Origin of the sequence: Serratia sp. (in: enterobacteria) (assembly GCF_051654945.1) — a bacterium.
GTDB lineage: Bacteria > Pseudomonadota > Gammaproteobacteria > Enterobacterales > Enterobacteriaceae > Chania.
Genome location: NZ_JBOFZA010000056.1, coordinates 153,057 through 164,813, shown reverse-complemented (window position 1 = coordinate 164,813; position 11,757 = coordinate 153,057). Strand labels below are relative to the sequence as shown.

General features: G+C 56.1%; 10 protein-coding genes. 5 read left to right on the top strand and 5 right to left on the bottom strand.

Annotation, left to right across the window (positions count from 1 at the left end; translation table 11 throughout):
- Positions 1 to 39: 39 nt before the first annotated feature.
- Both ACRDCA_RS08745 and mltB read right to left on the bottom strand, forming a co-directional pair.
- A protein-coding gene (locus ACRDCA_RS08745; protein WP_438689188.1) for an IS3 family transposase occupies positions 40 to 1,175 on the bottom strand; the annotation gives its coding sequence in 2 pieces (ribosomal slippage) (positions 40 to 914 and positions 914 to 1,175; 1,137 coding nt in all).
- Positions 1,176 to 1,559: 384 nt separating this feature from the next.
- Positions 1,560 to 2,639 (bottom strand): lytic murein transglycosylase B, encoded by a 1,080-nt coding sequence (mltB, locus tag ACRDCA_RS08740; protein WP_438689187.1) that lies wholly within the window; start codon positions 2,637 to 2,639, stop codon positions 1,560 to 1,562.
- A 257-nt stretch (positions 2,640 to 2,896) separates the two neighbouring features.
- Here mltB and ACRDCA_RS08735 point away from each other — a divergent pair, with 257 nt between their 5' ends.
- From ACRDCA_RS08735 to ACRDCA_RS08720, 4 genes are all read left to right on the top strand, one after another.
- A complete protein-coding gene (locus ACRDCA_RS08735) occupies positions 2,897 to 3,631 on the top strand; it encodes a carbonic anhydrase (protein WP_438689186.1) in 735 nt (244 codons plus the stop codon).
- Between the two features lie 205 nt (positions 3,632 to 3,836).
- Positions 3,837 to 4,310, top strand: coding sequence for a (2Fe-2S)-binding protein (locus ACRDCA_RS08730; protein ID WP_438689185.1), 474 nt, complete (start codon positions 3,837 to 3,839; stop codon positions 4,308 to 4,310).
- Entirely contained in the window at positions 4,307 to 6,568 is a 2,262-nt protein-coding gene (locus ACRDCA_RS08725; RefSeq protein ID WP_438689184.1) for a molybdopterin cofactor-binding domain-containing protein, read from the top strand. The genes ACRDCA_RS08730 and ACRDCA_RS08725 overlap by 4 nt, the downstream gene beginning before the upstream one ends.
- Before the next feature lie 3 nt (positions 6,569 to 6,571).
- Entirely contained in the window at positions 6,572 to 7,873 is a 1,302-nt protein-coding gene (locus ACRDCA_RS08720) for a c-type cytochrome (RefSeq protein WP_438689183.1), read from the top strand.
- Between the two features lie 213 nt (positions 7,874 to 8,086).
- On the opposite strand, the gene ACRDCA_RS08715 is transcribed toward ACRDCA_RS08720, so the two are convergent.
- From ACRDCA_RS08715 to ACRDCA_RS08705, 3 genes are read right to left on the bottom strand one after another with little or no spacing between them, the layout of a single operon-like run.
- A complete protein-coding gene (locus tag ACRDCA_RS08715; protein WP_438689182.1) occupies positions 8,087 to 9,430 on the bottom strand; it encodes a sigma 54-interacting transcriptional regulator in 1,344 nt (447 codons plus the stop codon).
- Entirely contained in the window at positions 9,417 to 10,823 is a 1,407-nt protein-coding gene (gene zraS, locus ACRDCA_RS08710; RefSeq protein WP_438689181.1) for a two-component system sensor histidine kinase ZraS, read from the bottom strand. Before zraS ends, ACRDCA_RS08715 begins: the two co-directional genes overlap by 14 nt.
- On the bottom strand, positions 10,813 to 10,986 hold the full coding sequence (locus ACRDCA_RS08705) for a hypothetical protein (RefSeq protein ID WP_438689180.1): 174 nt from the start codon (positions 10,984 to 10,986) through the stop codon (positions 10,813 to 10,815). Before ACRDCA_RS08705 ends, zraS begins: the two co-directional genes overlap by 11 nt.
- 163 nt (positions 10,987 to 11,149) lie before the next feature.
- Between ACRDCA_RS08705 and ACRDCA_RS08700 the strand changes: the two genes are divergently transcribed.
- Positions 11,150 to 11,602, top strand: a complete 453-nt coding sequence (locus ACRDCA_RS08700; RefSeq protein ID WP_438689179.1) for a periplasmic heavy metal sensor — start codon at positions 11,150 to 11,152, stop codon at positions 11,600 to 11,602.
- Positions 11,603 to 11,757 lie beyond the last annotated feature (155 nt).

The window sequence follows — 11,757 nt, the reverse complement described above, 5'->3', positions numbered from 1 at the left end:
TGATGTGGTCTAGTAATATCGAACACCGATTAAGGTTTTTTACACCGCATGCCTCTCTTTGGCATGCGGTGTCTGACCATCATTAAAGCTATGCGCTCTTCGATGGTTGTAGTAATGCGTTATGTAGCTCAGAACATCTGCCTTGGCTTCGTCCACATTTTCGTAACCATACTTCGGGACCCATTCTGATTTCAGGCTTCTGAAGAACCGCTCCATTGGCGCATTATCCCAACAGTTACCACGTCGACTCATGCTTTGTTTTATCTGGTATTGCTCTAACTTGTGCCTGTATGCTTGACTACTGTAGTGACTGCCCTGGTCTGAGTGGAACATGACACCCTCAGGACATCCTCTGGATTCGTAAGCTATTCGCAACGCATCACCAGTCAACACGCTATCCGGCGATAAAGATAACGACCAACCCACTACCTTTCTGGCATAGAGATCCAACACCACTGCCAGGTACAGCCAGCATCGACCTGCCCAGATATAAGTCACATCCCCACACCAGACTATATTCGGCCTTTCAACATTGAAGGCGCGTGCCAGGTGATTGGGGGCATACTTCGCTTCATCTGTCGCTAACCTGTAACTGTGTTTACGCTGTTGTGTGCTTCTCAGCCCAGCTTCCTGCATCAACCGACGTGCTTTATCCCGGCCTACCACATAGCCTTCAGCGTTTAGCGAGGCAGATAAGGTCCTAGACCCTGCAGAACCACGGCTTTCTTTATGCAGCTCACACAGACGTTCTCGTTGGGCTTTTCTCGCCGTCTTCTCAGGAAGACGTCGGTAGTAATAACGACTGCGTGCAACGCCAAAGAGAACGCACAGTTCAACAACAGGATAACGCTCACTCAATATTTTAATCATTTCAAGCGAATGAACGATTCCGACATTAAGAGAGCGGTAGCCTCCTTTAAGATATTTTTCTCACGCTCAATTCTACGGACCTGAGCTTCAAGTTCCTGGATACGTTTCTGCTCAGGCGTCAGAGCCTTTCCTGTCGTCGGCGTAACTCCACCCCGCTCACGGGTTAGCTGGTGTACCCAGCGCTGCATCGCTGTACTACCCACCCCCATTGCTTCGCAGGCTTGTGCAATTGAGTAACCCCTATCGAGAACAAGGCTTGCAGCCTCACATTTGAATTCGGGAGAAAAAGTTCGTCTGCCTGTCATTGGACACCTCTTTTGTATCAGGGAAGTTTATCACCCTTAGTTGGTGTCCAAGATCATTAAGCCACATCAAGGTAAGGTGGCGCGCCTTAGAGGCGCTGCATGCTGCGCCCGTGCCAAAGCTAAATTCGGAAGTCACTGGGTAGCACATTCAGTCCCCTCTCCCTGTGGGAGAGGGCTAGGGTGAGGGGATGATCGCAGGGCCAATAAGCTATTAAAGGCCAGGGGGTAGTTTAAAAATCAATCAAATCCTGCGTATACTGTTTCCGTTAGATGTTGGCTGCTTCACTCTGGCTAGAGCCACCAACTCCGAGCCAGAACGTAAAAAAACCCGATTCACCATCGGGTTTTTTTACGTCTGAAGCTCGCCTAACCTTTAGCTCAGAATCACCGCCCGCGGCGTGCCTGGCCAACCGCCTCACCCAACTGCCAGACCGCCATCGAATAATGCACGCTGTGGTTATAGCGGGTGATGGTGTAGAAGTTCGGTAAACCGTACCAGTATTGATAACGGTTGCCCATATCCAGACGCAGCAGGCTGACCTGCTGATTACCTTCTAACGAGCCTTGCGGGGTCAACCCAGCCGCCGCCAACGTAGCCACCGAGTAGTTGGTTTTAAAACCGGTCTCTAACCCCGGAGCCTGACCGTTAGCCGGTACCGCCACCGTGGCCCCACGCGTCCAACCGTGCGCTTTGAAGTAGTTGGCTACGCTGCCGATGGCATCCACCGGATCCCACAGGTTGATGTGGCCGTCGCCGTTGAAGTCCACCGCATAGCTCTTGAACGACGAAGGCATAAACTGGCCGTAGCCCATGGCACCGGCGTAGGAGCCGCGCAGGGAAAGCGGATCGTCACCTTCGGTACGCGCCATCAGCAGGAAGGTCGCAAGTTCGCCGCTAAAGTAGTCAGCACGGCGTGGGTAATTAAACGACAGCGTCGCCAGCGCATCGATAATGCGGGTTTTTCCCATCACCCGGCCCCAGCGGGTTTCCACCCCGATAATGCCGACGATGATTTCTGGCGGTACGCCGTAAATCTGCTCGGCGCGCTTTAGCTCCGCCTCATATTTATTCCAGAACACCACCCCATTCTGTATGTTATCCGGCGTCAGGAACTTGTTGCGATAGCGGATCCAGGCGCCGTTCGGCGTGGTCGCCGGCTTGCCTGCCGGTGCCTGCTTATCCATCAGCGCCACTACCCAGTCCAGCTGTTTGGCTTGCGCCAGCACGTCATGCAGTTGCTGGCGTTCAAAACCGTGCTCCTGCACCATCTTATCGATAAAACGTGCCGTTGCCGGGTTGTCGGCAAAGTCGCCGCCCAACGGATGAATGGCGTGCTCCGGTTCAAGCACAAAGCCACTCTGCACCAGGCTCTCCGGCGGAGCCAGTTGCTCGGTCGGTTTAGGCTCGCTGCTACAGGCAGCCAGCAAAGGGATCAGGGGTAAAAGCGTAACCAGATGACGCATCGGATATCCATATAGGCCAGGCAAAAAAAGTTGTCGCTATGTTAAGCCATTGTCTGGCGCGAACAAACAGGAATCTACGCGCTTTCAGCCCGCCATTGCCCATAAAATAACCAGGCGAAAAGTGGGGCGCTGTATACACTTAAATTGCTTACATCTTGCCAGACGAAATCCAACTCACGTCATCAACAGGCTCCCGATGTTTACTCTGCGATCCTGTGCGACGTCTTGTCCCTCCAATAGCACAAGGAATCACGATCATGAGTAAGCAGCCCACCCAAGAACCGCCACGCCGCGCCCTATTAAAACGTACCGCGGCCCTATCGGTATTAGCCATGACCGGCATTGCCGGTTTCACCGCCCCCACGGTAGCCTTTGCCGCTGCGATGACCAAAGAACAGCGCGATAAAATGACGCCGGACGAGATTATCGAGAGCTTTAAACAAGGCAATATGCGCTTTCGTGAAGGAAAAATGCAGCAGCATGACTATGTCGCCCAAAAGCAGGCCAGCGCACAGGGACAATTCCCGGCGGCGGTGATCTTAAGCTGCATTGACTCGCGCGCCCCGGCGGAGATCCTGCTGGACGTCGGCATCGGCGAAACCTTTAACGCCCGCGTGGCCGGTAATATTCAAAACGACGACATTCTGGGCAGCATGGAGTTTGCCTGCGCCGCTGCCGGAGCCAAAGTGGTACTGGTGATGGGGCACACCGCCTGCGGTGCGGTAAAAGGCGCTATCGAGAATGTCGAACTGGGCAACCTGACCGGGCTGCTTAACAAGATCAAACCGGCCATCGACAAAACCGAATTTAAAGGGGATCGCAACGGTAGCAACGATAAGTTTGTCGATGCCGTCGCCAAAACCAACGTCACCATGACCATTGACGATATCCGCAAAAACAGCCCGGTGCTGAAAAAACTGGAAGAGGATGGGAAAATCAAGATTGTGGGCAGCATGTATCATCTGGACGGTGGCAAGGTCGAGTTTCTTTAGGTCACCCTTCCATCGCAGCGGCGGGCATTGGCTGCGCCGCTGACTCGCCCTCCCATAACTCTTCTTGAGTATCAAGGCGCTACGTAACATTTTCTTTCAATAATTACCCTGCTAAGCATTAAAATCCCCTCTTTTGATCAAACACCCATCCAATCACTAACATAGACTTCACAAAAAATTAAACTCATTAAGGATCAGGTTTTTCATGGAAATTGATGTTAATGGCCGTTTGGTCGCACTGAGCAATATCCCACCAGAGACTCCCCTGCTGTATGTTTTACGTAACGATCTGCAACTCAACGGCCCCAAATACGGCTGCGGCCTGGGGGAATGCGGAGCCTGCACCGTGCTGATCGACGGGGTTGCCGCCCGCTCTTGTTCCACCCCGCTATCTGCCGCACAGGGAAAAAAGGTCACTACGCTGGAAGGACTGAGCCAGGAAGGCAAGTTACATCCGGTGCAACAGGGCTTTATCGATGAGCAGGCCGCGCAGTGCGGCTATTGCACCAACGGCATGATTATGACGCTGGTGGCGCTGTTCGAACGCGATCCCCAGGCCAGTGAGCAACAGATCAAAAACGAATTGGCCTTCAACCTGTGCCGCTGTGGCACCCATCTGGAAATCCTGGCTGCGGCGCAGCAGGCCAAGCGGCTATTGGCCGAGCGCGGTGTCCAATGATGGAAATGCAGATAACCCGTCGCCGTCTGCTGCAAGCGGGTGGCGTCGTAATGGTCAGCAGCCTGTTGCCCCTGAACGCACTGGCCGGCAGCGCAGTTGCCGTAGACAACTCCATCCCCCTGGATCGCATCAGCAGCTTTATTGCCCTCGGTGCCGACGGTAAAGTGACCGCGTTTAACGGCCACGTCGATCTTGGTACAGGCGTACGCACCTCACTGGCGCAGATTGTCGCCGATGAGCTGGACGTGGCATTCGAGGATGTCACCATGATCCTGGGCGACACCAACCGCACGCCCGATCAGGGCCCGACCATCGCCAGCGCCACGATCCAGGTGACGTCGGTTCCCCTGCGTCAGGCAGCGGCACAGGTGCGGCAATTGTTACTGGAACTGGCCGCCAAGGCCTTTAACCGCCCGGCGACACAGTTGACAACCGCTAATGGCTTCGTATTTGCCACCGATGCTCCCACGGCCCGTCTGAGCTACGCCGAGCTGGCGCGTGGGCAAGATTTGCACCGCCCGCTGGACAGCAACGTGGCGCTGAAAAGCCCGCAAAGCGGGCAGTATGTGGGTAAACCGGTCGCGCGCGTCGATATTCCGGCCAAGGTGCGCGGCCAACTGACCTATGTGCACGATATACGTCTGCCGGGCATGCTGCATGGCCGGGTCGTTCGCCCACCTTATGCCGGAGCAGACAGCAGCGCCCCGTTGGGAAAAGCACTGATCTCCGTCGATCATGACTCCATCGCCCACCTGCCTGGTATTGTCAAACTGGTAGTTATCAATGACTTTATCGGCATCGTGGCGGAGCGTGAGGAACAGGCGATCGCCGCCATGCGCCAGCTAAAGGTGCAATGGCAGCCTTGGGCCGGTTTACCGGGCCTGTCTTTGGATAAGCTGCACGCCACGCTGACCGCCATCCCGAAAGCCGAGCGAATTCTGCGTGACGATCCGGGAACCACCAGCGCCCTTGCCACGGTAGCCACCCCGGTCAATGTCGACTACGTCTGGCCTTATCACTTACATGCGTCCATCGGCCCTTCCTGTGCCGTGGCGGAGGTCAACGCTCAGCAGGCGGAAATCTGGTCGGGGACGCAAAATCCCCACGATCTGCGCAAAGACATCGCAAAATTGCTTGGCCGCGAGCCTGAGCAGGTGCATATCAACCGTATGGAGGCTTCCGGCTGCTATGGCCGTAACTGCGCCGATGACGTTTCGGCGGATGCGGCCCTGCTGTCACAAGCGACCGGCAAACCGGTGCGGGTACAACTGATGCGCGAACAGGAAGCGGGCTGGGAGCCTAAAGGCACCGGGCAGTTGATCCGCGTACGTGGCGGGCTGGATGCCAATCAGCAAGTAGCCGCCTATGAGCTGAGAACCAGCTACCCCTCCAACAACGCTGTCACCCTGCCGCTGGTCTTGACCGGCAAGGTCGCCAATCGGCCAGACGTACAGCAGATGGGCGATCGTACCGCCGTGCCACAGTATGAATATCCGCATATGCGGATCATTGCGGAAGATGCGGCCCCCATCGTGCGGGCTTCCTGGATGCGTGGCGTGTCGGCGTTGCCGAACGTGTTTGCTCACGAAAGCTGGATCGACGAGTTGGCCTATCTGGCCAAACAGGATCCGATCGCCTACCGCCTGCGGTATTTAACCGATCCGCGCGCCATCACGTTGATCCACGCGCTGAAAAAGCAGGCCAACTGGCAGGATGGGCCAGCCCACCGCCAACCGGTGGCGGAGGATCAAGAAGTGGTCAATGGCCGGGGCTTCGCCTACGCCCGTTACTTCCACAGCAAGTTTCCCGGTTTTGGTGCCGCATGGGCCGCCTGGGTTTGCGATCTCAGCGTGGATCGCCGCAGCGGGCAAATCAAACTGAACAACATTTACGTCGCTCATGATTGCGGGCAAATCGTCAACCCGGCCGGGGTGCGCCACCAGGTGCATGGCAACATTATCCAGTCTGCCAGCCGCGTGCTGAAAGAGTTTGTCACCTTTGACCAAAGCGGAGTGACCTCATTGGATTGGGGCGGTTACCCTCTGCTGCGTTTTGACGAGCTGCCCCAGGTAGATATTCAGTTGCTGGATAACCCGCACGAACCGCCGATGGGGGCCGGGGAATCCGCCTCCGTGCCGAGTGCCGCCGCCATCGCCAATGCGCTGTTTGATGCGCTGGGCGTCAGGCTGCGCGAAGTCCCTTTCACTCCAGAACGGATCCTGAAGGCGTTAGCCTCCTCCAGCCAGCAAAACGGATAATATATGAACAAGATAAAGAAAATCGCCGGGCTGGGCGCGCTGGCCGTTGCCATCATCGTGGCCGTGGGTGCCATTGCTACCTGGAAACCAGAGATAGCACAAATCGACCGTCTGGATACCCACACCTTCAGCCAGGCGCAGATTGAGAAAGGTAAACAGTTGGCCGCCCTTGGTGACTGCGCCGTTTGCCACACTCGTCCTGGGGGTGAACGCAATACCGGTGGGCTGGCGATGGAGATCCCGTTCGGGACTATTTACACCAGCAACATTACTCCCGATCTGCAAACCGGCATCGGCAGATGGTCTTATGCAGCCTTCGAACGCGCTATGCGTCACGGGATCGACCGCCAGGGGAATTACCTCTATCCGGCGTTCCCCTACACCGCCTTTACCCGCACCAGCGACGAAGATCTCAAGGCGCTGTACGCCTACCTGATGACCCAGCCAGCGGTCCATTACCAACCACCTAACACTGCGCTGCACTTTCCGTTCAATATCCGCCAGGGCATTGTCACCTGGAACTGGCTCTATCTGTCCCCCGGTGCCATGCAGCCAGACGCCAGCCAAAGTGAAGAGTGGAACCGGGGAGCCTATTTGACGGAAGGCTTGGGTCACTGCAGCGCCTGCCATTCACCGCGTAACTTCCTGTTTGGTGAACAAGGGGGCAGCAAACATCTGAGCGGGGGTGTCGCAGAAGGCTGGACTGCTCCGGCACTGACTGACAATGCGCACTTGCCGATCCCCTGGAGCCGACAGGATCTGCTGACCTTTATGCAAACCGGCTTCTCCGCTAACCACGGCGTAGCCGCAGGGCCAATGGCTCCGGTGATTGCGGAAGGGCTGTCTCAATTACCCTCGGAGGATTTGCAGGCCATCGCGACTTATCTGCACTCTTTCTATCCTCAGGATGAAGGGCTTCTAAGCAATGCCGAAGAGATCAGCCGGTTGGCAGAGCAAAGGGTAGAGCCGCTGACTTCGCAGGGAGCACGGATTTTCTCTGGTGCCTGTATGGCCTGCCATTCGCAGGAGAAAGGCGCCCAGATGCTGGGTGTACGTCCTTCCCTGGCCCTGAACAGCAACCTCTACAGCGCCAGCCCGGATAATGCCATTCGCGTGGTGCTCTCCGGTATTCAGCAGCCGGCCAAAGGCGAATTAGGTTATATGCCAGCGTTTCGCTATAACCTCAACGACGAGCAAATTACCGCGCTGCTGCAATACCTGCGACAGGACTTTGCCAATCAAAAACCGTGGCCTGATTTGCCGCAGCGGGTGGCCGCACTGAGGGCGGAGACTGGCGGGCAATAGCTTTTGTTGATACTCCGGCGATCGCTGTTCCCCCTCACCTCAACCCTCTCCCCAACAAGGAGAGGGAGTCAGTTCGGTGTGGTAATCAGGACAGCGATCTGACTCCCTCACTACGGAAGCTATTTCAGTATTGTGGTGAGGTAGGTTTCCATAGCCGATAGCGAACTCGATCGGTCCCCTCTCCCTGTGGGAGAGGGCTAGGGTGAGGGGGGATTATTTCTGTAACTTGGCCAACAGCGTTTTACGGGTAATGCCCAGTTGCTTCGCCGCCTCGGTCTTGTTGCCCGCGGTTTGTTCCAGCGCCGCCAGGATCGCCTGTTTCTCCACTTGCTCCAACGGCTGGATCGCTTGACCAGTTTGGCGTTCCGGTTGGACATCAACGCACTGACTTATGCTCAGCGGCAATTCCTTTTCGCTGACGAAATCCCCGCTCAACAGGATCACCCCGCGCTCAACGCTGTTTTCCAGCTCACGCACGTTGCCAGGCCAAGGGTATTTCAACAGCATATCCATCGCCAGTGGGGTAAATCCCTTGACCGGCTTACGGTTTCGTTCGGCAAATTTCTCCAGAAAGTGCATCGCCAACAGCGGAATATCTTCGCTGCGCGCCCTCAGCGGCGGGCTATCCACCGTCACCACATTCAACCGATAGTAGAGATCCTGACGGAACCTGCCCGCCTCCACGTCCGCCAACAAATCCCGGTTGGTCGCCGCGATCAGGCGGACATCCACCGACAGCGTTTGGTTGCTGCCCACCCGTTGGATCTCGCGCTCCTGGATCGCCCGCAGTAATTTTGCCTGCATCAGCGGCGACACTTCACCAATCTCGTCCAGAAACAGCGTGCCCTGATCGGCCTCCATAAAGCGCCCTTCCCGGCGTTTATCAGCACCGGTAAACGCCCCTTTCTCATGGCCAAACAGCTCCGATTCCAGCAAAGATTCGCTCAGGGCTGCACAGTTGATACTGACCAGTGGCCGATCCTTGCGCAGACTGTTGGCATGTACCGCCCTGGCGATCAACTCCTTGCCGGTGCCTGATTCACCCGCAATCAATACCGTGGCCTCGGAAGGGGCGATCATGGCGATCATTTCCATCAGCCTGCGCATCGGCTCACTGCGGCCAATCATATTTTGCGGATCAAACTGCAAACGCTGCTTCAGGCTATGGTTCTCGCTCTTTAACGAGGTGTGTTCCAGCGCACGTGCCAGCGTGAGTTGCAGCGTATCGAAATCGAGCGGCTTGGTCAGGTAGTCATAAGCCCCCGCCTTAATCGCCTCCACGGCAGACTCGACGTTGGAGTAGGCAGTCATGATCAGGATCGGGATCGCCGGGTTATAGCTTTTGATCGCCTTCAGCGCCGCAATGCCATCCATCTCCGCCATTCGCACGTCGCTCAGGATCAGATCGAACGGCTGCGCCCTGACCTGTTCCAACGCCTGTAAGCCGTTATGCGCCACGCTGACCCGGTAGTCCCAACCGCTTATTAGCGCCTGGAGAATGGTGCAGTGGCTGAGATCGTCCTCCACCAGCAAAATATGGGCGTTAGGCGTCTGCATGGGCTTCTCCTTGCGATGTTGGGTGACGCAGTGGGATCACGATCTCAAAGCGGGTGCCCGTGGGCTGGCCGCTGGTCACGGCGATCGTCCCCTGATGCTCCTCGATGACTTTCTGCACCATGGTCAAGCCCAGGCCGGTGCCCGTTGCTTTGGTGGTGAAATAAGGATTAAAGATTTTTTGCAGATCGTCCGGCGCAATACCTGTCCCCGAGTCGCTGACGGTAATGCGCACCGCCCCGTCCCTGGTCAGTTCAACGTCGATCTCGAGCGAGCCATCGCTGCCGATCGCCTGAATGGCATTGAGATACAGGTTCAACAGCACTTGAGTGAAACGGTCGGGATCGAGCTCCACCAGCGGCAAGGCATCTGTGCAACGGTAACCAAGGCCGATCTGGCGACTCTCCGCATCCTGGCGGATCAGATGCAGTGAATGTTCAATCACCTCGTCAATCGCCACCCGCTGCAAACGCAGATCGGCAGGCCGCACCAGCGCCAGTAATTCGGTGATCGCGCGGTTGAGGCGATCGACCTCTTTCGCCATCACTTTGGCCAGTTCATGCTGCTCGCTGCCTTCTGGCGAACGGTCGGCAAAATACTTGGCGAAACCTTTGATCGAGGACAGCGGGTTGCGGATCTCGTGGGCCACGCCGGCCGCCAAATCGCCGATAGCCGCCAGCTTTTCTTTACGGCGGATCTCCTCCTGCAATTGGCGAATTTTCCGCATATCGCGGAAGATAAACAAACTGGCGAATGCCAACAACAACAGGATGACCAGCAAAATGGCGGTGTTGCGTATATCCTTTGCCTGGGCCGCATCCAGCGCCACGGTGTCAAACGCCGCAAAGATAACGCCTTGCTCATCATCCTGCGGTTCGGTAGCTTCCTGCATACGCGATCGCTTCATCATATGCCCGGAGTGGCCGTTACCGCGCTTGAGCGGCTTAAACCAACGGTAGGCTTCGAATGCATTCTGTCGTTCGTTCTGCGGCTCATCAAAGGTCGTCATATGCCACTGCTCGTCGCCGGAGATCTTCAGCGCAGCCATCTGTTGTGGGCTATATAGCTGTTGACCCACGCGTTGCGGATCGCTGTGCGCCAGGATGCGGCCAGACCGATCGGTAATGGCGATATACAGCACGTTCGGCTGATAGGCCATCTCCTCCAACAGGGTCTGACGCTGATCGTGACGCCAACGCATGCCCATACCGGTTCGGGCACCGGATTCAAAAGAACTCATCAGCACCGAGCTTTTTTCCCGTAGCGTCTGGATCTCCGCCTCGCGCCCACGCTGTAGGTCTTTGATCGCCAGCGTGACGATAATACCAAGCAGTAACACGACCGCGGCGATCACCGTCCAGACGGGCAAGAGCGTCGTTCGAGTTTTAAATTCCATGGGTTTCCTCTGCAACCGGCCCGCCGATGTGCGGGTAATTTTTACTCACACTACCAGTATGGCGGGTAATAATAACCCACTTTCGCGCAAGGTTGCGGCCAGAAAATGACCATCCCCCGCCGTCAATTATTTTTCTTACTGCCCTGAATTTAACGCCTTGCATGCTGGAATTCCTTGGCTGACGCCGGGTGGCGGAGATCGCAACGCCATCAATATGATCCGGGATCTATACAATTCCCGTGCCAACCTGAAGCTGGCACGGCGGTTGCAATAAGGAGATGGAGACAACATTGATTCCATGAACCGCAAACAAAAGGAAATTAATCATGACGCTGACTAAAACCACCCTCGCCGCTATGCTCTCCGTTGCCATGCTGGCTGGTGTTAGCACTACCGCGCTGGCGCAAAATGGTTATCACGGCAACATGGCCAATGCCCAGGGAACTCATCAGGGGAAGGGTTATCAGCAAGGTAACCGCGCGAATCTGACGCCTGAACAGCAGGCCGTCAGCCAGAAGGCCTTTGATGAGTTCCAGCAGAAAACTGCCGATCTGCGCCAACAGCTAATGTCCAAGCAATACGAATATAAAGCGCTGCTGACCGGTAAACCTTTGGATGAGCAGAAGGTATTGGCCGTCAGTAAAGAAATTACCGCGTTGCGTGACAACCTGTACCAACAGCGCGTGGCGCTGGATACCGAGCTGGCCAAGGCTGGCATACCGATGATGGGCCATGGGATGGGCGGTATGGGGATGCACGGCGGACGTGGCTGCCGTTAAGCCTTAATATTCCCCTCATGTAACACCGGGAGAACACCAGACTCATGCTGGTTTCTCCCGCACTTCATTTACCCCCTGCCAACAATTAATCATCCTCATAAATAAGAAGATTCCCGCTAAATTGACTTAAAACAACATACTAAAATTCTTAATCT

Coding starts and splice junctions, on each gene's coding strand:
- ACRDCA_RS08720 (WP_438689183.1), top strand. CDS start 6,572: ATGAACAAGATAAAGAAAATCGCCGGGCTGGGCGCGCTGGCCGTTGCC.
- ACRDCA_RS08705 (WP_438689180.1), bottom strand. CDS start 10,986: ATGCAAGGCGTTAAATTCAGGGCAGTAAGAAAAATAATTGACGGCGGG.
- ACRDCA_RS08730 (WP_438689185.1), top strand. CDS start 3,837: ATGGAAATTGATGTTAATGGCCGTTTGGTCGCACTGAGCAATATCCCA.
- ACRDCA_RS08725 (WP_438689184.1), top strand. CDS start 4,307: ATGATGGAAATGCAGATAACCCGTCGCCGTCTGCTGCAAGCGGGTGGC.
- mltB (WP_438689187.1), bottom strand. CDS start 2,639: ATGCGTCATCTGGTTACGCTTTTACCCCTGATCCCTTTGCTGGCTGCC.
- ACRDCA_RS08735 (WP_438689186.1), top strand. CDS start 2,897: ATGAGTAAGCAGCCCACCCAAGAACCGCCACGCCGCGCCCTATTAAAA.
- ACRDCA_RS08715 (WP_438689182.1), bottom strand. CDS start 9,430: ATGCAGACGCCTAACGCCCATATTTTGCTGGTGGAGGACGATCTCAGC.
- ACRDCA_RS08700 (WP_438689179.1), top strand. CDS start 11,150: ATGACGCTGACTAAAACCACCCTCGCCGCTATGCTCTCCGTTGCCATG.
- zraS (WP_438689181.1), bottom strand. CDS start 10,823: ATGGAATTTAAAACTCGAACGACGCTCTTGCCCGTCTGGACGGTGATC.